The 22,465-nt window shown below is 33.7% G+C and carries 21 protein-coding genes and 1 tRNA gene; 11 read left to right on the top strand and 11 right to left on the bottom strand.

The window, feature by feature from the left end; genetic code table 11:
* Nucleotides 1-105 precede the first annotated feature (105 nt).
* Nucleotides 106-178 (top strand) — tRNA-Lys (locus ICJ83_RS12925).
* 280 nt (nucleotides 179-458) lie between these two features.
* On the opposite strand, the gene ICJ83_RS12920 is transcribed toward ICJ83_RS12925, so the two are convergent.
* On the bottom strand, nucleotides 459-1,361 hold the full coding sequence (locus ICJ83_RS12920; protein ID WP_188230811.1) for a NifU family protein: 903 nt from the start codon (nucleotides 1,359-1,361) through the stop codon (nucleotides 459-461).
* Between the two features lie 136 nt (nucleotides 1,362-1,497).
* On the opposite strand from ICJ83_RS12920, the gene ICJ83_RS12915 reads away from it, so the two are divergent.
* A complete protein-coding gene (locus ICJ83_RS12915) occupies nucleotides 1,498-2,505 on the top strand; it encodes a PorP/SprF family type IX secretion system membrane protein (RefSeq protein ID WP_188230810.1) in 1,008 nt (335 codons plus the stop codon).
* 97 nt (nucleotides 2,506-2,602) lie between these two features.
* On the opposite strand, the gene ICJ83_RS12910 is transcribed toward ICJ83_RS12915, so the two are convergent.
* Together ICJ83_RS12910 and ICJ83_RS12905 are read right to left on the bottom strand one after the other, a co-directional pair.
* Nucleotides 2,603-3,754, bottom strand: coding sequence for a vWA domain-containing protein (locus ICJ83_RS12910; RefSeq protein WP_188230809.1), 1,152 nt, complete (start codon nucleotides 3,752-3,754; stop codon nucleotides 2,603-2,605).
* 14 nt (nucleotides 3,755-3,768) lie between these two features.
* On the bottom strand, nucleotides 3,769-4,488 hold the full coding sequence (locus tag ICJ83_RS12905) for an SIMPL domain-containing protein (protein ID WP_188230808.1): 720 nt from the start codon (nucleotides 4,486-4,488) through the stop codon (nucleotides 3,769-3,771).
* A 202-nt stretch (nucleotides 4,489-4,690) separates the two neighbouring features.
* Here ICJ83_RS12905 and ICJ83_RS12900 point away from each other — a divergent pair, with 202 nt between their 5' ends.
* The 3 genes from ICJ83_RS12900 to ICJ83_RS12890 all read left to right on the top strand — a co-directional run bounded on the left by ICJ83_RS12900 (nucleotide 4,691) and on the right by ICJ83_RS12890 (nucleotide 8,206).
* Entirely contained in the window at nucleotides 4,691-6,862 is a 2,172-nt protein-coding gene (locus ICJ83_RS12900; protein WP_188230807.1) for a histidine kinase, read from the top strand.
* Entirely contained in the window at nucleotides 6,863-7,597 is a 735-nt protein-coding gene (locus ICJ83_RS12895; RefSeq protein WP_188230806.1) for a LytR/AlgR family response regulator transcription factor, read from the top strand. It abuts the gene before it with no gap.
* Nucleotides 7,598-7,687: 90 nt separating this feature from the next.
* Nucleotides 7,688-8,206: a gamma carbonic anhydrase family protein gene (locus tag ICJ83_RS12890; protein WP_188230805.1), complete on the top strand. Its 519-nt coding sequence runs from the start codon at nucleotides 7,688-7,690 to the stop codon at nucleotides 8,204-8,206.
* Between the two features lie 119 nt (nucleotides 8,207-8,325).
* Here ICJ83_RS12890 and murI read toward each other — a convergent pair whose 3' ends face one another.
* The 8 genes from murI to ICJ83_RS12850 all read right to left on the bottom strand — a co-directional run bounded on the left by murI (nucleotide 8,326) and on the right by ICJ83_RS12850 (nucleotide 16,719).
* Nucleotides 8,326-9,105 carry a glutamate racemase gene (gene murI / locus ICJ83_RS12885; RefSeq protein ID WP_188230804.1) on the bottom strand — a complete coding sequence of 260 codons (780 nt, stop codon included), beginning with the start codon at nucleotides 9,103-9,105 and terminating at the stop codon, nucleotides 8,326-8,328.
* A gap of 66 nt (nucleotides 9,106-9,171) precedes the next feature.
* Entirely contained in the window at nucleotides 9,172-9,678 is a 507-nt protein-coding gene (locus ICJ83_RS12880) for an OmpH family outer membrane protein (RefSeq protein ID WP_188230803.1), read from the bottom strand.
* A 40-nt stretch (nucleotides 9,679-9,718) separates the two neighbouring features.
* Nucleotides 9,719-10,732 carry an OmpH family outer membrane protein gene (locus ICJ83_RS12875; RefSeq protein ID WP_188230802.1) on the bottom strand — a complete coding sequence of 338 codons (1,014 nt, stop codon included), beginning with the start codon at nucleotides 10,730-10,732 and terminating at the stop codon, nucleotides 9,719-9,721.
* 258 nt (nucleotides 10,733-10,990) lie between these two features.
* Complete coding sequence (gene bamA, locus ICJ83_RS12870; protein WP_188230801.1) at nucleotides 10,991-13,648, bottom strand: outer membrane protein assembly factor BamA; 2,658 nt, start codon at nucleotides 13,646-13,648, stop codon at nucleotides 10,991-10,993.
* The gene (locus tag ICJ83_RS12865) at nucleotides 13,581-14,321 is read right to left on the bottom strand and encodes an isoprenyl transferase (RefSeq protein WP_188230800.1); all 741 of its coding nucleotides are present in this window, start codon (nucleotides 14,319-14,321) and stop codon (nucleotides 13,581-13,583) included. Before ICJ83_RS12865 ends, bamA begins: the two co-directional genes overlap by 68 nt.
* Before the next feature lies 1 nt (nucleotide 14,322).
* Nucleotides 14,323-15,009, bottom strand: a complete 687-nt coding sequence (gene porG / locus ICJ83_RS12860; protein WP_188230799.1) for a type IX secretion system protein PorG — start codon at nucleotides 15,007-15,009, stop codon at nucleotides 14,323-14,325.
* Between the two features lie 99 nt (nucleotides 15,010-15,108).
* On the bottom strand, nucleotides 15,109-15,993 hold the full coding sequence (locus tag ICJ83_RS12855) for an NAD kinase (protein ID WP_188230798.1): 885 nt from the start codon (nucleotides 15,991-15,993) through the stop codon (nucleotides 15,109-15,111).
* Between the two features lie 66 nt (nucleotides 15,994-16,059).
* Nucleotides 16,060-16,719: a CBS domain-containing protein gene (locus ICJ83_RS12850; RefSeq protein ID WP_188230797.1), complete on the bottom strand. Its 660-nt coding sequence runs from the start codon at nucleotides 16,717-16,719 to the stop codon at nucleotides 16,060-16,062.
* A 91-nt stretch (nucleotides 16,720-16,810) separates the two neighbouring features.
* On the opposite strand from ICJ83_RS12850, the gene ICJ83_RS12845 reads away from it, so the two are divergent.
* The 6 genes from ICJ83_RS12845 to clpP all read left to right on the top strand — a co-directional run bounded on the left by ICJ83_RS12845 (nucleotide 16,811) and on the right by clpP (nucleotide 22,426).
* Nucleotides 16,811-17,527, top strand: coding sequence for a pyridoxine 5'-phosphate synthase (locus tag ICJ83_RS12845; protein ID WP_188230796.1), 717 nt, complete (start codon nucleotides 16,811-16,813; stop codon nucleotides 17,525-17,527).
* A 49-nt stretch (nucleotides 17,528-17,576) separates the two neighbouring features.
* Entirely contained in the window at nucleotides 17,577-18,341 is a 765-nt protein-coding gene (locus tag ICJ83_RS12840) for an alpha/beta fold hydrolase (RefSeq protein WP_188230795.1), read from the top strand.
* A 127-nt stretch (nucleotides 18,342-18,468) separates the two neighbouring features.
* On the top strand, nucleotides 18,469-19,530 hold the full coding sequence (locus ICJ83_RS12835) for an energy transducer TonB (RefSeq protein WP_188230794.1): 1,062 nt from the start codon (nucleotides 18,469-18,471) through the stop codon (nucleotides 19,528-19,530).
* A 144-nt stretch (nucleotides 19,531-19,674) separates the two neighbouring features.
* Nucleotides 19,675-20,016, top strand: a complete 342-nt coding sequence (locus ICJ83_RS12830) for a phage holin family protein (RefSeq protein ID WP_188230793.1) — start codon at nucleotides 19,675-19,677, stop codon at nucleotides 20,014-20,016.
* 235 nt (nucleotides 20,017-20,251) lie between these two features.
* A complete protein-coding gene (gene tig, locus ICJ83_RS12825; RefSeq protein WP_188230792.1) occupies nucleotides 20,252-21,586 on the top strand; it encodes a trigger factor in 1,335 nt (444 codons plus the stop codon).
* A gap of 165 nt (nucleotides 21,587-21,751) precedes the next feature.
* Entirely contained in the window at nucleotides 21,752-22,426 is a 675-nt protein-coding gene (gene clpP / locus ICJ83_RS12820) for an ATP-dependent Clp endopeptidase proteolytic subunit ClpP (RefSeq protein WP_188230791.1), read from the top strand.
* The last annotated feature ends 39 nt before the right edge of the window (nucleotides 22,427-22,465 follow it).

Here is a 22,465-nt window from a genome sequence, read left to right as displayed (position 1 = left end):
AGGTCGTTGCCTTTTTTGGTACTGAATCAAGTTCAGTATTTATAATCCTCAGTCTTCTAACAGACTGAGGATTTTTTATTAGAAGACTTGTCAAACCAAGTCCAAGACTAGGTAGCTCAGTTGGTAGAGCATTTCACTTTTAATGAAAGGGTCCTGGGTTCGAGCCCCAGCCTGGTCACTATTACAATGCAAATAAAGCCTTTATCCTTAATACGATAAAGGCTTTGGTCGTTTATGAGGGGTAAGTATAATGACGTATTTATATTTGTTTAATAGGTATGTTTTTAATGTTCATACTTTAGTATTAGTCATTGAACGGTATGTTTGAACTCTTTTTAGCAAAGTGGCTAAAAAAGTGAGTAGTGAAAGCACGGTGGTTTATAGTCATAAACCAAATACCATAAAAAAAGCGCTCAATAAAATATGAACGCTTTATAAATTATGTTGATAATAAATATTTATCCATTTATAGCCTCAACTGTTTTTACTTTATCCTGAAGCATTTCTTTTAGCATGTTTTCGATACCGCTTTTAAGCGTAAAGGTAGATGATGGACATCCACTACAAGCACCTTGAAGAAGTACGCTTACGTTCTTTGTATTTTCGTCGTAAGATATAAACTGAATGTTACCACCATCACTAGCTACAGCCGGTTTTACATATTCTTCAAGAATATTAATTATTTGTTTAGACGTATCATCTAAGGCGTCAAAATTTGAGTCTAATTGTTCGGTTGACTTTTGTAATTGTTCGGCAGCACCTTTTACAACAACTTCCTTACCATTTTCAATGTATGTTTTTATGAATTCACGCAACTCTACGGTAATGTCTTGCCATTCGGCCATATCATATTTTGTGATAGAAACGTAGTTTTCTTCAATAAAAACACTTTTAACAAAAGGAAAGTGAAATAACTCGGTAGCAAGAGGTGAAAGTTTGGCTTCATCAATAGATGTAAATTCGAATAGTGTTGTTACTATTTTTTTATTAGCAACAAATTTCATTACTGATGGATTAGGGGTACTTTCGGCATAAACTGTAACCGGTACTTTTTTTGTTTCAGTGGTCTGTTCTATAACAATACCGCCATCGTTTAAGTATGATTCAATTTGTTCGGCTATTTCATCTTGTACATCGGCCCATTCAACAATATTATATCGTTCTACAGCTATAAAATTTCCTGAAATATATACCTTTTTAACAAATGGAAGGTAAAATAGCTGTTGTGCCAAAGGTGAAGGTTTAGCTTCATCAATATTGTTAAACTCAAAACTTTGGTGTTGTGTAATAAACTCGTTTAATTCGAATTTTACTATGGCTTTATTTGATGTTTCTCTAACAGAAACTTTGAAAGTATTCATTTTAGCTAATTTTTTACAAAAATACTAAAAGAAAACTTTAGTTATCCATATATTTGAGTTTTGTTGCCTCTTATTGAACTGTTTAAATTAGTATGTTTTTCAATAATAAGCACCATGCTAATTACGTTGAAACTATATGAGATTAAAAAACCTTTTATTTGTTACTATTTGCGGTTTCTTTACGCATTTTTCCTTTTCACAAGAGGGTTTGCCTATTTATACAGATTACCTTACCGATAATTATTATTTAATTCACCCATCGATGGCTGGGGTAGCCAATTGTGCAAAAATTAGGTTAACAGGCAGGCAACAATGGTTTGGGCATGAAGATGCTCCAAGGCTAATGACTTTAAGCGTAAATAGTCGAATTGGTGAATCGCCTTCAGCTATTGGAGGAATTGTGTTTACTGACAAAAATGGCTACCATTCGCAAGGTGGTGCTTATGCCACATACGCGCACCATTTAATGTTTTCCAGGAGTGAGACCGATTTAAATATGTTGTCTTTTGGTTTAAGTGCTGGTTTAATACAATACCGTTTGGACGAAACTTCGTTTTTGTTTGATGGGCCTGATCCTATAATATCTGGTACTGTGCAAACCGAAACCAATTTTAATATGGATTTTGGGTTTTCGTATCAGTTTCTTGATTTTTATTTACACGGAACAGTAAAGAATGTTTTAAATAACTCCGGAATTAACAGAGACGTGAATATAACCAGTAATTTAAGACGTTATTTATTAACAACAGGTTATGTTTATAGCAAGTATGGTAGTGAGTGGAGCTTTGAACCGTCGGTTATGTTTCAATATAGAGAGGCAACTCAGGAAGCAGCAATAGATGTAAACGCCAAGGCTTATAAAGCTATGGATTTTGGAACTGTATGGGCAGGATTGTCTTATAGAAATAGTTTTGATGGTGCCGAGTATACTACCAACGCTAACAGTACTGTAAATAAACAGCGATTAAGTCAGTTTACACCTATAGTAGGCATCAATTATAATCAATTTATGTTTGCCTACACATACACCTATCAGAGTAACTCGGTTGTGTATTCTAATGGGGGATTTCACCAATTTACTTTAGGTTATAATTTTAATTGCAGACGTAAGCGCTACGATTGTAATTGCCCTGCAGTGAATTAATCTTTACTACTTAAGAGACTTGTAAACAGTATTGATTGATGTTCTAAGCTAAAGAAATATAGTCATCTTTCATTTTCTTAAAGATGACGATTATAAATTATTTATTCCATTTATAATTTTTCTTTTCAGCCTGACTTTTTATAGCTGTTACCATCGCATTTTCTAATTCATTTGATTTTTCTCGTTGTTGTTTTAAAACGTACTGGATTCTTTTTTGATTTAATTCATTTATTTGATTTTGAATTGCCTTACGTTCCTTGCCTTTATGTGTCAAATAGGCCTCAATTTCAGAATTCGATTTTCCTTTGAGTTCTTCAGGCAGAATTCCAGGAGTAAGAGCTTGAACCACTACTTCTTCAAGCTCAACGGCATCAACTAAATCCCAAGACTCATTTTTATAGAAATGCGAACTCTTACTTACGCTTCGTTTAACAGCATTTGCCTTGCTATAATTGCTTGCATTACTGTCTTGTTCGGCTTGTAAGGCTAATTTTTCTTTTCCCTTTGTTCCGTAAATGACATAAGTTTTATTTAATTTTTGATTTAAAATCAATATCTCATCATCGTAAGGCGAAACAATATGCACCGTTTTTTGGTTGTGGTTTATGGCCATGTAATCGCCATTGGCGAGTAGTGCACCATCTTTCCAGTAACTTGAAATACCTTGATTGTAATCGCCACAGAAAATAGTATTTACAGTAACGTCTTTTTCATTGGCATTGGTAGCGGCATCTTTATAATTAACTTTTCCTTGAGTAAAAGGTTCGTTTCCTGCAATAAAAATAAGTTTTAAATCTTCTGGATTTTTTCCCCAGTTTAGTTGGTTTAACGCTGTTTGAATGACATGTCCGCAGTACTCATTTCCTCCATTAGTGGTTAACGAAAATAGTTCTTTCGAAATCTCGTCTAAATCTTCACTAAAGGGTAATACCTGCCTAATAAAACCTTCCTGGCTGTTTAAACCATCGTTACCGTATTCGTATAAAGCAATTTGAAGATTAGGCTTTGCACTACCACATTTAGCATAGGAAAGTTCGTTTACTATATCCCAAAGCTGGGCCTTAGCTTGGTCTATAAGCCCGTCCATACTATTACTGGTATCTAATAAAAGTGCAACTTTTATATAATGTTGACTACTGTTTAAATTTGTGCTTTTGAAGCGGTTATCAGAAGTTTTAATCTTTGCGTGGCAGAATATAATATTGAGAATGAAGCTTAACAATAGTACTCTTTTAATTGAATGTTTCATGTTGTTTACGTTTTTTAATTTAGGATGAATTTTGCCATAACTTGGGCCGATATTATGAGAGGTTTTAAATTTAGATCTTCGAATTTTATGGTTGCCGCCTTAGAACCATAAAGCGCTGAAGCCCCTCTTATTACTACACCATTAGCGTAACCACTTAATGTATTTATTGAGGGAGAAGCTTGTTCTTGGATTAAAAGCGCCTTTCCAATGGTTTGATTAATAGCCTGCGCATAGTCTTCGGCTTTTTCTTTTGCTATTTTAAGGGCATTAAGTTTTGCCTCGCGTTTAAATTTTTCAATGTCGGTGTGGCTGGTTTTTGTTATTGAGATGTTAGAAATGTCTATTCGGTCTAGAGCGTCGTAAACTTTAGCCAGTGTTTCGCCGTTATTTACAATAAGTTCGTAGCGTTTGGCTTTAGAAACTTCATTGGTGCCTAGAAATTTTTTGTTGTAAAAACCATCAAAATCAAGAATTGAAAAGTTTTTATCTAAATCTATTGATAAGGATTTTAAAACAGATATCATTTCATTTTCTTGGTCTTCGACACTAATTTTCCCTTTTTTATCGTCTTCATTTATTAGAATATTAAGATAAATTTCATTGGGTGTTATTTCAGTTTCAACATTTCCTGTTACTTCAATGTAGGGTTGGTCTATAAAGTTTTTTTCTCCTTGTTGAGAAAATGCAACAGAGGTGATAAAAATACTAAGGTTTAAAAGGTGCTTTAAAATCATAATTCAAGTATTTAATGTTTCCCTAAATATAAAATCAACTTATTTTATTAAAAATGTACAATTAGGGAATGCGCTGTATTAATTAGGGAATACGGCTTAAGAATTAGCGAATAAGGTTCGTGCATTATTCAAAAGGTTTATTTTATAAAATCATCATTTTATTTTACCAAGTAAAGTGCGTATGTTTAGCTAAGTTTTGCTTATGAAACGATTAAGAATTAATATATGGTTCCTGTTTCTTTTGTGCACGACCCTTGTCATTGCGCAGAATAATAATGTGATTTTAAATCAAGGTTCCAAGTTTTCTGTAAGAGGGTCGGTTATAGATGACGATACTAATAAGCCAATTCCAAATGTAAATATTGAAGTAAATGGCGGGGGGTATACAACTACCGATATTTTTGGTGAGTTTAAAATCGAAGCTAGGAAAGGGGATGAACTTACCATAAGACATAAGGATTTTCAAACGGTTTACTATACGATACAAAACAATGAAAGGATAAAGGTTTTAGTAAAGTCTAATAAAAACGAAAAAACGTATCTAAAAGGAAAACGAGCCTCAAAAAATTTGATATCGTTTAATGCTTTAATTGATTCTGCTGAATTCTATCAAAAAACCGATGCGGAAAAAAGTATCCAATTTGTTGGTGATGCCTTGACAGAAAGTGGTTCGGCAAAAGAAAATGCGCAAGCTTATGAAGTTTTAGGCGATGTTTATATGTTTTGGAAACAGTACGATTTGGCTGTTTCTAATTACCGCATAAGTTTGCAAAGCAGAAACCTTAACGAGGTTAATATAAAACTAGCTAAGGCTTATAAATTAAATAAAAATTATCAGGAAAGTTTAGCGCTTTACAATGCCATCAATAAAGAAGAATTGTCCAACTGGCAATTAATTGTGCTTTATGAAGGAATAGGTGATGTATATGTTTCAACTAAAGCTTTTCAACAAGCCATAAAGGCGTACAACAATGGTTTACAAGTTGCAAAGAAGGCTGCAATAACTTCAAAAATAACAGATTTAAACTCAAAGATAGCACAGAGTTATAACGCTATGGGTGATGCCGAAAGGGCTAAAGGCTATTTTAAAAAATCTATCCAAGTTGCAAATACTGAAAATGAAGCCCGATTGGTAGAGCAGAAAATAAAAGTTGCCGATTTCGAAAATGAAAACCGCAATTTTTCTGATGAAATAGAACTGCGTAAGGAAGCACTTAGCAGTATTAAAAATTTAGAAAATGATTCGGTTTTTAAAAACGAAAGTGCTTTAACTCCCCAAAAGCAAAATTATAAGATAGGTAATGCCTATGCTGCTCAAAAAGATTACCAAAATGCTATTCCTTTTTTACAAAATAGTATTGCTGAAGCTAACATAAAGGAAGATTTAATAGTTCAAAAAGATGCCACCAGAAAACTTTCTGAAGTTTATAGAGATGCCGGAGAGTTTGATAAAGCACTTTTGGCATATCAGGATTATGTAGAATTAGTTGATAAGTTATACCTAAAAAAAGAACAGGAAATATCGCAGGCGGCAAGATTTAGTAAAGATATTATAAGCAAGCAGAATAGAATTTCAAGTTTAGAAAGTGATCGAGCCCTTTCCGAAAGCAAATTTCAACTTTCCGAAGAGCAGTCTAAACGACAAAAACTTATTATATACTCATTAATTGGGGGTGTAATTTTACTTCTTGTTATGGCTTTTTTAATGTTAAAGAATATAAGACAACAACGTTTGGCAAATAATTTGTTGGCATTAAAAAGTTTACGTAGTCAAATGAATCCGCATTTTATTTTTAACGCGTTAAATTCTGTGAACAGTTTTATAGCTTTAAACGACGAGCGTGCTGCGAATAAATATCTATCGGATTTTTCTCTTTTAATGCGAGCGGTATTAGAGAATAGTGAAGAGGATTTTATTCCGTTGGAGAAAGAAATTGAACTGATTCGGCTTTACACCAAACTGGAACATTTCAGGTTTAAAGACAAATTTGATTACGAAATTGAAATTGATGATAATATCAATTTAAAGGATTTTGTAATTCCGCCTATGTTATTACAACCATATATTGAGAATGCGGTGTGGCATGGGTTGCGCTATAAAAAAACGAAAGGACACTTAAATATTGGACTTGTACAAAAATCAATGGACGAGATAGAAATTACGATTACAGATGATGGTATTGGTCGTCGGCAATCAAAAGCTTTAAAAACTGAACACCAGAAAAAGCAAAACTCAAAAGGGATTGGAAATATTAAAAAGCGAATTGATATTTTAAATGATATGTACAAAGATAAGGTGGATGTACTTATAGAAGATTATCAAAATGCTGAAGATACCGGGACTAAAGTCGTGTTAACCTTAAAAAGGGATTAAATGAATTTAAATGCAGTAATTGTGGAAGACGAACAAACAAGTCGAGATATTTTAAAAAATTATCTTGGCAAGTATTGTCCTAACGTATCCATATTGGGTGAGGCCGAAAATGTAGAAGAAGCCTTAGTTTTGATTCGTAATAATGACTTAGACTTGGTGTTTCTAGACGTAGAAATGCCGTATGGTAATGCGTTCGATTTACTTGATAAAGTGGGTGATATCGATTTTGAAACCATTTTTGTTACCGCCTATAACCATTACGCTATCGAAGCATTAAATGCCCATGCCAGTTATTATTTAATGAAACCTATTTCTATCGACGAACTTATTAAGGCGGTAGATTATGTTACCCAAATAAAACAAAAGGAACAGGCGCTTCATGAACAAGTACTGCTTCCAAAAGTGAATAACGTTAGTGGAAAAATTACGATACCACAGTTTAATGGTTTTGAAGTTTTAGAGATTAATGAAATTTTATACTGCAAAGCCGACGATAATTATACCGAAATCTACCTAAGTGATAATAAAAAAAAGGTAGTTAGTAAAACACTTAAATATTTTGAGGATGCTTTATTGCATACTGGGTTTGCACGTGTGCATAAATCGTATTTAGTTAATGTCAATCAGGTCATTAAATATGTAAAAGGTAAAGGTGGAAGCGTGGTGCTTTCAAACGGAAAGGAAATTATGGTGTCGGCTTCAAAAAAATCTGATTTATTGGCGTTTTTTAAATAATATTGTAGTCTATTTAACAGTTCAAAATTTATAAAAATAATTAAAAGTTAAGCGTTAAATTTAACGCCACTTCTTTCAAAATAATGTATTATGCCTGTAATAAAACCTGTAAATGGAAAGTCACCTCAAATTCCTAATAATTGTTATGTTGCCGAAAATGCTACGATAGTTGGTGATGTGACAATGGGTAACGATTGTAGTGTATGGTTTAATGCTGTTATTCGCGGCGATGTTCATTATATAAAAATGGGGAACAAAGTGAATGTTCAGGATGGAGCGGTAATTCATGCTACTTATCAAACAGCACCAACTAATATAGGGAATAATGTTTCCATTGGTCATAATGCTTTGGTTCATGGTTGCACCATACACGATAATGTTTTAATAGGGATGGGCAGTATTGTAATGGACGATTGTATTATTGAGAGTAATAGTATTATTGCAGCAGGTGCTGTGCTAACCCAGAATACCCATGTAGAATCTGGAAGTATTTATGCTGGAGTTCCAGCTAAAAAAATTAAAGATATTAGTCAGGAATTAATATCCGGGCAAATAGATCGAATAGCAAATAACTACGTGAAATACTCCAGCTGGTTTAAGGAAGATTAAAATTATAGGGCATTATCCGCTATACCGTTTCACGTTATAGGGGGCGGACTTTCGCTACTCGCTGCCTTCTTTGTCGGCGAGCTCAAAACAGGCCGCTCATTCCCTAATGCGAGGTATTATTAAAACTTTAAATTTTCTAGTGTATATTGATTATTTAGTAACGCTCTCAGTACTTCTGGATTGCCATTAGTATAGAATTTATTCTCTGGTTTTAATGTCTGGGTATTTAACAATTCATGTTTTTCAAGAATCGCTTTGGTTTGTCTGGCAACGGCTTCACCGGAATCAATAATCTTCACGTGTTTTGGAAGTAATTCTAACAGTAATGGCATTAAATAAGGGTAATGTGTGCATCCTAAAACCAGATAATCTATTTTAGCTTCTATCATTGGTTTTAAATACGCGCTCAATAATTGTTTCATTTCATCCGAATTTACCTTGCCGGCTTCAATGAGTTCAACAATGCCTTCACCTACTTGTTCAATAACCTGAATGTGACTTGCAAATAACCCCGAGGTTTTGGAGAATAATTCACTGCTTAGGGTGCCTTGGGTGGCTAAAATACCAACGCTATGGGTTTTGGTATGAAGTGCTGCTGGTTTTATAGCTGGTTCGATTCCTATAAAAGGGATATTGTATGATGCTCTTAAAACACTTATGGCATTAGTAGTGGCTGTATTACAGGCCACAACAATGAGTTTACAACCACTATTTATTAAGTATTCGGTGTTTTTAATACTTAGTTCAATAATCTTTTGTTTACCCTTTAAACCGTAAGGCGCATTTATGCTATCGGCGAGATAAATGGTGTTTTCGTAAGGGAGTAAAGTGTGTATTTCTTTCCATATTGATGTGCCACCAACGCCAGAATCGAAAATACCAATAGGTTGTTTGCTCATATTAACAAAAATAAAAAAAGCTGCTTTGTAAAAAGCAGCTTTAAGTTTAATTTATTTTATAAAAAATTAGATACCTAATTCTTTCTTTACATCGTCAAGTAAGTTTTTACCATCGGCTAAGATTGTAACTCCCTGAGCAGAATCTAAAACGTAATCGAAACCTTGAGCTCTAGCTACTTTTAAAATGGCAGCTCTTGCTTTTTCGGTAATTGGTTGTAATAAATCCATTTCCTTTTTTTGTAAATCTTTTTGAGCATCAGCTTGGAACTGTTGAATACGTCTTTGCTTTTCTTGCAATTCTTGCATTCTTTTAGCGTTTTCTTCTTCAGTTTTTGTTGCAGCTTCTGCGTCGTATTGTTTTACTGTATTTTGATACTCAGTAATGGTACCTTGCATCTCAGTTTGGTATGTTTTACTTAACGTCTCAAGTTGCGATTGTGCATCTTTCATCTCCGGCATCGCTTGAATTAGCTCTTGAGTGTTTATATGAGCTACTTTACTTTGTGCTTGTGTTAAACTTACAGATGCAACACATAGTACAGTTGCTAATAAAAGTGTTTTTAATTGTTTCATTTTTAAATAAGTATTAAGTGTGTTTTAAATTGTTTTAATTTTAATTGTTTCTACTATTGGTTATACTATCTTTTACGCGTTGTCTTTCTTCTAAAATTTTTTGTCGTCTTTCTTCTAATTCTTTTTTTCTAGCCTCGCGTTCGGCTAATTTTTTTTGTCTATTTTCTTCAATGAGTTGGGCTTGTGTTTTTTCTTTTTCGCCTGTTTCATTTGCTTTTGTTCCTTCGGTTGATTTTGCTGTGGTTTCTTCAGTGGAAACACCAGCAGCTTTTTGCCTTGCTGCTAATTTTTCTTGTCTTACTTTTTCACGTTCTTCAAGAATTTTTTGTCGGCGTTCTTCAGCTTCTCTTTGTTTAGCTTCACGGGCTTCTAAAATTTCTTGTCTTCGCTTTTCAATGGCGCTTTCTCTGGCGTCTTGTTTTTCTTTTAAAGCTTTTTCTCGTGCTTCCAGTTCTTCATTTATTTCTGGAAGTAACTCTTCATCTTCGGCGGCACGTTTTTCGGCGCGCGATTGGGCTTGCGTACGTTTTGAAGTTCTGCTAATACTTCTAATTATTTGTTCACTTACATCGAAAGCACTATTAGAGAAAAGCATAGTTGCATCGGAAGACTTATCGAAAATAAAATCGTATTTTCTTTTTTCAGCAATATCCTGGACTGCTGCAAAAATTTGGTCTTGTACAGGCTGCATGAGTTGTCTTTTTTGAATAAACAAATCGCCGTTTGGTCCAAATCGTTTTTGTTGATAATCTAATATTTCTTGTTCTTCGAAAGCAATATCTTCTTCGCGCTCCTCAATAAGCTCTTTGGTTAAAAGGGCTTTTTCGTTGCTTAAGTCTTTTCGTTTTTGTTCTACAGCGGTTAGTTTAGAATCTATTTCAGATTTCCATTTGTTGGCCTTATCGTTTAGTTGCGAAGTGGCTTCCTGGTATTCTGGAACATTTTCTAAGATGTACTCGGTGTCGATATAAGCGATTCTAACGCCACGTTGTGCTTGTGCCGAAAAGCTCAGAGTAAAAACTAGTATCAGTAAAAAAAGAACGTTGTTTTTCATCTGTTTGAGTTTTTAAATTTATTTAATTATAAATTCTAAAAAGACAGATGATATTTTTTAAGTCTGCCACGATTAGAATTGAATTTTCAATAGTTAAGTTTCGTAAAAATTTCATTGAAAATGCTACTCGCAAAATAAACAATTTCCTTGTTATGAAAAATTTTAGAAAGCTCATTTCAAAAATTAACGAAAATTAATCTCAAAAATTTCAATTCATTTCAAATACTTATGGTGTAATTAGAAAATATCGTGCCAAAATTAAAATTGTTGTCCAATAATAAAGTGTGTTTGCCAACCACTTTTCTCTGTATCGCCAGGAACATTGTCGAAACCATGACCAAAATCGATACCCAACAATCCAAAAGCAGGCATAAAAATTCTTAGTCCTACACCAGCCGAACGTTTTAAATCAAATGGATTGTAATCTCTAAAATTATTATATGATGCACCACCTTCAAGGAAGGTTAAACCGTAAATTTTAGCTGAAGCTTTTAAAGTTATTGGGTAGCGTAGCTCTAATGAGAACTTATTGTAAATGGTACCTCCATCATTAGTTGATAACGATTGGTTTGGATAACCACGTAAAGCAATAGCCTCTCTACCATCTAAACTATAACTTCCTAAACCATCACCTCCAAGGAAGAAACGTTCGAAAGGGATAACACCTCTGTCTTGATTGTATGCTCCAAGGAATCCAAATTCAACACTTGGTTTTAAAACTAAATCTGTATTAGGGATAACTTGGGCAAACCAGTCTGCTTTAAATTTTACTTTGTAAAATTCCAACCAATTGTAACGCTCCTGATCGATTTCAGAAATTCGCGTATTGGCATCGGCTTGTTCTGCAGCTGTAGCATCTGGGTCGGTTAAAATAGCAAAGTTATCGTCTCTTTCATTTTTAAGTGCCGTATAATCTACACCGTTTACTAAGGAGTATGGGAACGATAATTTTGCAGTTACCGAGAAATTAGATCCACCCGTTGGATAAATAGGATCTACACTAGTATTATTTCTACTTAATCCTACAGTATAAGACAAGTTATTTGAAAATCCATCACCGAAAGTAAATAAACCAGTGTTGTAATTATTTAAATCGTAACGCTGATAACTTAAGGCCTGAGATAATGTAAAATAATCATCAGGTACGGTTAAACGTTTTGCTAAACCAAAAGTAATACCTGTAATATTAAAACTTCTGGATTTATCGGCATTACCGGTTTGGTAGTCATACAAAAATTGTTTGGTATGCGATAACGACGACGAAAATTGAACAGGGCGTTTTCCTCCCATCCATGGTTCTGAAAAAGAGAAACTGTAAGTTTGGTAAAAACGACTTGCTTGTAAACGCAACGCTAGTTTTTGGCCATCACCCATTGGAATTGGTTTGTAAGCTTCTTTTTTAAAGATGTCTTTAATTGCAAAGTTGTTGAATGATAATCCTAAGGTACCAATGAAACCACCACCACCGTAACCTCCTTGAAGCTCTATCTGGCTCGACCCAGTTTCTTTAACCGAATATTCCATGTCGATAGTACCTTCGTTGGGGTTAGCATTTTTAAAGTCGGGAGAGATTTCCTGAGCATCAAAAAAGCCTAACTGACCAAGCTCTCTAACGGTACGTACCACATTAGCTTTGCTGTATAATTGCCCTGGACGCGTACGGATTTCACGATAAATAACATGATCGTTTGTTTTATCATTTCCAACTACCGAAACCGTATTGAAATAGGCTGGTTTACCTTCAATAATTCTAATTTCCATATCGATAACATTGTTATCGGCACTTACTTCAACGGGGTTAATGGTGGAGAATAAATAACCATGATTCTGGTATTCGTTCGTTATATCGAAACCATCAGGTTTTGTGTCGTCGGCAATACGTTTTTGAAGTAAAACGCCGTTATAGGTGTCTCCTTTTTTAATACGTAAAATTCTATTAAGATATTGGTTGGAATATACAGTGTTTCCAATAAAGGTAATATCTCCGAAAGTATATTTTTCGCCTTCTTCTAAATCGATTTTTAAAGAAATGGTTTGATTATCGTTAACAATAACGCTGTCTGACAATATACGAGCATCTCTATATCCGTTTTCTTTATACTTGTCTATTAAACTAACGAGATCTTCTTTATAGTCGGCTTCAATATATTTCGATCGTTTTAAAAAGCGAAGTATGTTTTTCTTTTTTGTATTTTTCATACTTTTTCTAAGTGTTTTATCACTTAGAACCTCGTTACCATTAATTACGATATCATCAATTTTAACCTTCTCTCCTTTATCAATATTTATAACCATATTAACTCTGGCTGTAGCTAGAGAATCTTTAATATCGATGGTGTTTATTAAAACTTTTGTATTATAGAAACCATCTTTTTGGTACTTATTTGTTAAGTAGTTTTTTGTAGTAGTAATGAGGTTTTCGGTAACTTTAACACCTTTTTCAAGTTTGTTTTCCTTGATGATGCCTTCAATTTTACTCTTTTTTACTCCGTTAATTTTAAGCTCATTTAGTTGAGGTAAATCGGATAATCTAATTTCCAGAAATGCCGTGTCACCTTCTACTTTGGTCAGGTAAATTTCAATATCGCTAAATAGTTTAGAGTTCCATAGTTTTTTTATGGCCGCACTAATTTCCTCTCCTGGAATTGTTATTGCTTGTCCCTTTTGTAGCCCTGAATAGGTAACAATGGTTTGGGCCTCAAAAGCAGTATTTCCTATTACTGCTATATCTCCAATAGTGTAGGCTTTTCCGTCGTTATAAGGTATTTGTTGCGCTTTAATAGAAAGGCTACATGCAAAAAGTAATATTGCGAAGCAGTGTTTAATATAATTTGTCAAAGGTAGTTTATTAGCTAAGTTGTTCACTTGTTTTCCCAAATCGTCGTTCTCTTTTTTGATATTCAATAATAGCTTCATACAAATGCTTTTTTGCAAAATCCGGCCATAGTACATCGGTAAAATACAGTTCAGCATATGCAATTTGCCAAAGTAAAAAGTTGCTTATACGCTGCTCTCCACTTGTTCTAATGAGCAAGTCTACATCAGGTAAACCACGCGTGTAAAGATGCTCATTTATAATTGATTCATCAATTTTATCCGGCGAAATTATATTATTTTTAACTTTAATACTAATCTCTTTAACAGTATTTAGTAATTCTTCTCTTGAACCGTAGCTTAATGCGAGGGTTAAATTTAGTCTACTGTTAGTTTTTGTAAGCTCAATAACTTCTTGTAGTTCAGTATGAACTTTTTTTGGTAAGTTGTTTAAACATCCTATGGCAGAGAGTTTTATATTGTTGTCTTGAAGTGTTTTTATTTCCTTTTTTAACGAATTAACGAGTAATTTCATTAAGGTGTCAACCTCTAATTTTGGTCGATTCCAATTTTCTGTAGAAAATGCGTAAAGGGTTAAGTTTTTAACCCCTAACTCGGCACAACCTTCAACAACTTGCTTAACTGCTTTTGTTCCGTTTTCGTGTCCAAAGGCACGAATCATGCCTTTTTGTTTGGCCCAACGTCCATTGCCATCCATAATAATAGCGATGTGGTTTGGTAGTTTATTTGGCTGTATGCTGTCTTTTAAATTCATTCTAATTTGTACAATAACAAGGTTTCTCTCCAAAGGTATACGTTAGTGTAATACCTGAGAAGACATACCAGTCGTTATTATTTATATTTCCAAATCTATATTGTTGTAGGTTATTACTAGCAGGTGTGCTACCATCAATACCATCGGTAAAGGTATAACGAGCTCCAACTTCTAACCCTAACACTAATCCTTCGATAAATGTGGCTTTAACCCCTAAAGCCATGGGGATTCCGAACGACCAACTTGATGTGCCTTCGTCGGTTAAAACGCCATTCGAAAAATAGATGTCGTCATGATTGGCAACGCTAACCCCCGAAAATAGGTACGGTGTAGCTATTCGATGTCCAGAATGTAAATTAAAATCCATAAAGGTGAATTCCATTCCGGCGGCGATTTCTAAAATTGAATTCGAAAATTCATAATCTCTTTGTTGTCGTCTAGGGTCATCAGACTTTGCGTCTAAACCTTTTAAATCACTAAACAGTATTGATGCACGATAGGAATGCCGTTTACTTCGGTTCCACTTGTAAATACCACCAAAAGCGAATTGGTTTGGTGAGATGTAATTGGTAGCACCAACATCGGCAATAACGTTGCTTCCGCCTAAATAAACTCCTATTTCATGAATTTGAGCATGACTTATATGGATGCTTAAAATACTTAGTATCAATACGGTTAAATGCCTCATAAATGTTCGAAAGATTGCAAATATAATAAATAAGATTAGCCAATAACAATTTGATTTAAATTGTATTAGTCTAAAACAGTATTTCTGCAAAATTATTGTCTAATTGCGCTTGTCTTCTCCCCAAAGTAGTTTTTTTCGGAGTGTTGTTAAGAAGCTTTCGTTTAAAAGGTCAATCATTTTAATGGTGAAGTCGGCTTTTTTAATTTTGATTAGAGTTCCGTTTTCTAAGGTAGCAATTCTGGAGTCTAAAGAGATTAAATGGCTGTCTTCACGTCCCGCCACTTTTAGTTCTATTTCTGTGGAGTCTGGAATTATTAAAGGTCGTGCACTTAAGTTATGAGGAGCAATAGGAGCCAAAACAAAACTATTATTGCTAGGCGTAATTACCGGACCTCCACAACTTAAAGAATATCCTGTCGAACCCGTTGGAGTCGAAATAATCAGTCCGTCACTCCAGTATGACGTTAAGTATTCACCATCTAAATGGGTTTCAACCGTAATCATCGAGGTGGTGTTTTTTCTACTTATAGCAACTTCATTTAAAGCAAAGTTAAGCGAACTGATGTTTTCGTTTTCAGGCGACGTTTCAACTGAAAGTAAACTGCGTTCTGAAATTTTGTATTTCTTATCAATGATATCCTGGATAGCATTTTCTATTTGGTCTACTTGTATAGTTGCTAAAAAACCTAATCGACCTGTATTGATACCTATAATTGGGATATCTAAATCTTTAACAAAAATGATAGCTCTTAAAATGGTACCATCGCCGCCTATGCTAATTAAAAAATCAAATGATTTGTCTAGTTTGTCAAACGTTTTAAACGATGTATATTCGTCTATATTTGGCGAGTTTTCTTTTATAAGGTTAAAAAATTCGGTTTCAATATAAGCATCGGCATTTTTTTCTAGTAAGTAGGTGAATAACCGTTCTACCGAAGTTGTTGTAGTTTCGTTGTAAAAGCGTCCAAAAACAGCAACTTTCATAGGTGTGAATTTTATTATTTTCTATAGAATAAAGCAGAAATTTAAATGTCTGCCAGTAATTTGTAATTAAATATTTAGATATTTATTAAGGTAATCCGAACGCTCTTTAAGACTTTCAATATAGCGGTCTTCGTCATGCCCGGATACAATATTGTAACTATATCTGCGGAATGTTTGAATAATATCATTTAAACCGCCCGTACTAATTTTAAGTGTGATTTGAATTAAATCAGAACTCATTTTAGAAACAAAGGCACCTAATAGTTTGCCGTCGTTCGATTCTATAATCTGACTGACTTCGCTAAAAGAATAATCGTTAATGCCTTTTTCAACGACCAAAACACCACCTGCTTCCGAGAAAAAAGGAGATTCATTAAACAAGCTAATAACATCATTAAGCTCATAATACCCTAAATATTCGTTATTAATATTTAACACAGGCATTATATTGGTGTTGTTAATAGCAAAAACCTCTAAAACATCCAGCCAAAGTGTGGTGTCGCGCACGTAAAAGTCTTCTAAAGTATACTTATAATCATTAACCGATTTATCACTGTCTAAACAATGTGCGTCTGTTTCAGAAAAACAACCTAAATACGTCTTATTTTCATCCTGTATAGGTATGTGCGAAAGCGTAAGTTGGTTAAACAGCGTTTGAACTTCACTTATTTTAGTGTTGCTGTTTACTGGTTTAATGTCGTTAAATATGTATTCTGATAATTTCATTACCTTACTCTTCTTACTATGCAAATTAATCAAAAAAAAAGTACATAAGCCTGTTCTACTTTGTATTTTTGCCATTTAAATTAGAATTTTAATGACAAAGCTTAGTGTAAATATTAATAAGATTGCCACTCTAAGAAATTCCAGAGGAGGAGATGTACCTAATGTAGTACAATTTGCAAAAGATGTTCAGGAGTTTGGAGCCGAAGGTGTTACTATTCATCCCAGACCAGACGAACGCCACATTCGTTATCAGGATGCACGAGATTTAAAACCTGCCGTGTATACCGAGTATAATATAGAAGGGAATCCAATACAATCTTTTATGGACCTTGTTCTGGAAGTAAAACCAACACAGGTAACTTTAGTGCCAGATGCAGAGGATGCCATTACCAGTAATGCGGGCTGGGATACGATAAAAAATAAAGATTTTTTAGTAGATGTGATAAAAGAATTTCAACAAAACGGAATTCGTACTTCTATTTTTGTTGATCCTGTTTTAAATCAAATTGAAGGCGCTAAGGAAACAGGAACCAATAGAATTGAACTCTATACCGAAGGGTTTGCTCACGAATTTAGTTTAGGAAACGAAAGTGCTATTAAACCTTATGTCGAATGTGCTGAACTTGCAAATTCTTTAGGGTTAGGCGTGAATGCGGGACACGATTTGTCTTTGGATAATATAAAATTCTTCAGCGAAAATATTCCAGGGCTTTTAGAGGTTTCAATAGGGCATGCTTTGGTAGCCGAAAGTTTGTATTTAGGTGTAGAAAATGTGATTCAAATGTATCTGAGGAAATTAAAAGGGTAGTCTAGGAAACACTACTTTAATTAAAATACTTAAAACATAAATCAAAAATATGTTATTACATTCAAATATTATAGGTGAAGGAAAACCTTTTGTCATTCTGCATGGTTTTTTGGGTATGAGTGATAATTGGAAAACGCTTGGTATGCAGTTTAGCGAACAAGGTTTTCAGGTGCACTTGGTAGACCAGCGTAATCACGGACATAGTTTTCATCACAACGATTTTAGTTATGAGGTTTTGGTTGAAGATTTAAAACATTATTGCGAAACTCATGCTTTAAAAGAAATAATCCTCTTAGGGCATTCCATGGGAGGGAAAACAGCTATGTTGTTTGCAACTAAATATCCAGAGCTTGTTAGTAATTTACTCGTTGCAGATATCGCTCCGCGTTTTTATCCTGTACACCATGATGCTATATTAAATGGATTGAGTGCTTTGGATTTTGATGTCATTAAAAGTCGCAGTCAGGCCGATAAAGTGTTAGCAGAATACGTTTCCGATTTAGGAACACGTCAGTTTTTATTGAAAAACCTGTATTGGATAGAAAAAGGTCGTTTAGCGCTTCGTATGAATATTGAGGTGCTTAAAGAAGAAGTTGCCGAAGTTGGCGAGCCATTACCAAGTTATGCCACTTTCGATGGAGATACTTTGTTTTTACGGGGGGATCGTTCCGAATATATAGGTGTTGATGATGAGCCAATTATCAAGCGCCATTTTCCAAAAGCAGATATTGTTACTATTGCCAATGCAGGACACTGGTTACATGCCGAAAATCCAACCGATTTTTTTGATGCGGTGATGACCTTTGTGAATTAAGAGTATTAAAAATAGATTAGAATAAGGTTTCTGAATATCATTTTGGTATCAGGAACCTTTTTTGTTTTTTATGCTTGTCGCTAAGGAAGAATCTTATATTTGCTTATTGATAAATTAAAAATTTACAATGAAATACTTACTTATTTTGGCTTTTGCTTGCTCCACATTAATAGCAAATGCCCAAACAAATCACCCAGATGGCCCGTATAAAGAATACTATGATAATGGTCAATTAAAGCAAGAAGGCTTTTATAAGAATGATAAAAAAATTAAAGTCTGGAAAACGTATTACGACAATGGGCAACTTTTAGAAGTTAACGTGAATGATAATAACGGAAAGTTTACGGGCATGAAACGAGAATATTCAAAAGAAGGTGTTATTCTAAAAGAAACAAAAAATGACGTAGAAGGTAGATTGACAACTTATGAGTATGATGAAAATGGGACCTTGTTTTGTTCCGTAGAAATTAAAGAGATAAATAATAAGGGACGATTTGTTTGGTCTGGACCTTATAAAGAATATTATAAAAACGGAATTTTAAAAATTGAAAGTCATTATGATAATTATGAACTTAATGGACTTTGGAAACAGTTTTATGAAACTGGTGAGTTGGAATGGGAAGTTCGTTATGTTAATGGTTATAAGCAAGGGGAATATGCGCAGTATTCTAAAAATAAAAAACTGAAAGTAAAAGGGATACATGAATTTGATGTGAAAACCAACACTGAAACTAGATTTGATTCTCTAGGAAATGTAGTTAAAACTTTCAAATTTAAAAATGGAGTTTTAAAGAAAACAACAGGAGTTGGTAATTTAAAAGAAGTTGAAGTGCCAGATGGGGTTTTCCAAAGAGTTCCTGTTTATCCCGGATGTGAAAATGCACTTGCAAATAATGGGAAGAAAAGGTGTATGTCTGAAAATGTATCTGCCTTTATTTCTGAAAAATTTAATACTTCTTTTGTAAAGGGTACGGGCTTGAATGGGGTACAAAAGATATACATCATTTTTAAAATAGATAAAAAAGGTAATGTAATTGATATACAAGCCAAAGCGAAACACAAGGCGCTAGAAGCCGAGGCGATAAGGGTTGTTGCTCTTTTGCCAAGAATAAAACCTGGATTGGTAAGAGGTAAACCAGTTACAGTGCCATATGCATTACCAATTAGTCTTGTTATTAGAGGTAATTAAATAGTTTTTATTTCTCAGATAATTTGTATATTTCATAACTAACTCTTTAAATATGAAATGAGCCAAAACAATTAAGTTGATACCAACCGAAATGTTTAATGGCGAATTACATCTGACCATTTAAAAACAAATAAAAATAAACAGATGAAAACAATAATCAGACTTTTAATTAACGCAATCGCCGTATTAGTAATATCGCAAATTTTATCCGGAGTGCATATCGACAGTTATGTCACGGCCATTATAGTGGCTATTGTATTAGCGGTGTTAAACTTATTTGTTAAGCCACTTCTGGTATTATTCACATTACCGGCAACCATTTTAACTTTAGGACTCTTCCTCCTAATTATAAATGGATTGATAATTTATTTGGCAGGCGAATTTGTTAGTGGATTTAGTTTAGATGGCTTTTGGTGGGCGGTATTGTTTAGCTTATTGCTATCCATTTTACAATCTATTCTACAATCAGTTTTAAAAGAAGAATAAAAACATACCGAAATACCTGTCGATTTTTAAAATTTATAAGAGTAAATGTGTTAAAAACGAATAAGTTGACACACTCTAAAAATAATAAAGGAAATCGCATAAAATCAAGCAATTAAAAACTTTGTCGGGTGGTAAAAATATTGTATTTTTGCCACCCGATTTTAGTTACATAATTTCAGGTTTTGAGAAAAATCTGTTTTGTTAAATGCCTAACAAGGCTTTATATCATTCAAAAATGAATATTACAAGAGAAAACGTTGATGCATTAAATGCTGTAGTAAAAGTAGATATCGCTAAAGAAGATTATAGTGATAAAGTAGAGAAAATATTATCAGATTACCGTAAAACAGCAAACATTCCAGGGTTTAGAAAAGGTCATGTGCCAATGGGAATGGTAAAGAAGCAATACGGTAAAGCTGTATTAGTTGACGAAGTAAATAAATTATTACAAGACGCTTTAAATAAATATTTAACCGAAGAGAAGTTAGATGTATTAGGTCAGCCACTACCAAAAGCACAAGATAATATCGATTGGGATGCAGATACTTTTTCTTTTGAATTTGAGTTAGGTTTAGCACCAGAATTCGAAGTTAATATTGAAAGTAAAGAACCAATTGTTCAGTATAACATTATCGCTGACGATAAGATGTTAGACGAGCAAGTAGCTAATATCCAAAAGCAATATGGTAAGTTGGTATCTCAAAATGAAGTAGCAAAAGACAGTGAGATAACTGGTGTTTACAAGAATGAAGAGCGCGAAATAGAAAATAAAGTAACCTTAACACTAGATAAGTTTGCTGGCGATGCTACCGAAAAATTATTTTTAGGAGCTAAAGCTGGAGATGTTATTACGTTACAAACAAAGGGACTTTACGATGATGAACACGAATTAATGCATGCCTTAAAATTAGGTCATGATGAGGTTCACGGTTTAGATATTGAAGTTACTTTTACAATTGAAGAAATCAATACTCGCGAATTAGCTGATTTAGATCAGGAGTTATTTGATAAGTTATTTGGTAAAGATGTTGTTAGTTCTGTTACAGAATTAAAAGAGAAAATCAAAGAAGATGCTGAAAAGCAGTTCGCGCAACAGGCCGATCAAAAACTATTAAATGATGTTACTGAGTATTTAGTAGAAAATACAAAATTCGATTTACCGGCTGAGTTTTTACAAAAATGGATGCAGCAAACGTCTAATGAAGAAAAACCATTAGATAACGATCAGGCAAAAGAAGAATACGAGAAGTCTGAAAAAGGTATCCGTTACCAGTTAATAGAGAGTAAGTTAATTGTTGATAATGATATCAAAGTTACTATGGATGACATTAAAGGTCATGCAAGAGAAATGATTAAAGCTCAAATGGCACAGTTTGGTCAAATGAATCCTTCAGATAAGGAGCTTGACGATATTGCTGCTCGTGTATTATCTAACCAAGATGAAGCACGTCGTATTTCAGAGCAATTAATCTCTCAAAAATTATTAGTGCTTTACAAAGAAAAAGCTAATATTGAAGTTAAAGAATTAAGTTACGAAGACTTCGTAAAAGAAGTTTACGGTGATAAATAATCATTTATCTTATAAAGAATAAATGCGTATATTTAGGCGCTAGAATACCAATTCTAGCGCCTAATTTATGGATTGAATTCTGGTATTTAAAATATGTGTTTTCAATCATTATAATTATTTTCACTATAAATTTTTAAGGATTTAACCTCAATAAAAAACGACACTATGGATTACGCAAAAGAATTTGAAAAATTCGCGATAAAAGATCAAGGTATTAGCAGTACATATTACAACAAAATTATAAGTAGCATGTACCCGACTAATTTAACACCAAACATTATAGAAGAGCGTCAAATGAATATCGCTATTTTCGATGTTTTCTCACGCTTAATGATGGATCGCATTATTTTTCTGGGCACAGGAATAAACGATCAGGTAGCTAATATTATTCAAGCACAATTATTGTTTTTAGAAAGCACCGATGCAAATAAAGACATTCAAATTTATATTAATTCTCCAGGAGGTAGCGTATATGCTGGTTTAGGTATTTATGATACTATGCAATTTATAAAGCCAGATGTAGCAACAATTTGTACAGGTATGGCGGCATCTATGGGGGCCGTATTATTATGTGCAGGAGAAAAAGGTAAACGTAGTGGTTTAACACACTCTCGTGTAATGATTCATCAACCTCTTGGCGGTGCACAGGGACAGGCAAGTGATATTGAAATTACGGCAAGAGAGATTTTAATATTAAAAGAAGAACTTTATAAAATTATAAGTAAGCATTCTGGTCAGGATTACGACAAAGTTTATGCCGATAGTGATAGAGATTATTGGATGAAAGCCGATAAAGCTAAGGAATACGGTATGATTGATGAAATTTTAGTTCGTAGCTAAAGGAAAAAATCGTAATTTTAAGGAATTGTTATTTAGGGA

The organism is Aestuariibaculum sediminum (genome assembly GCF_014596945.1).
GTDB lineage: Bacteria > Bacteroidota > Bacteroidia > Flavobacteriales > Flavobacteriaceae > Aestuariibaculum > Aestuariibaculum sediminum.
The sequence above is the reverse complement of the archived record's forward strand: the minus strand, read 5'-3'. Positions and strand labels throughout refer to the sequence as shown.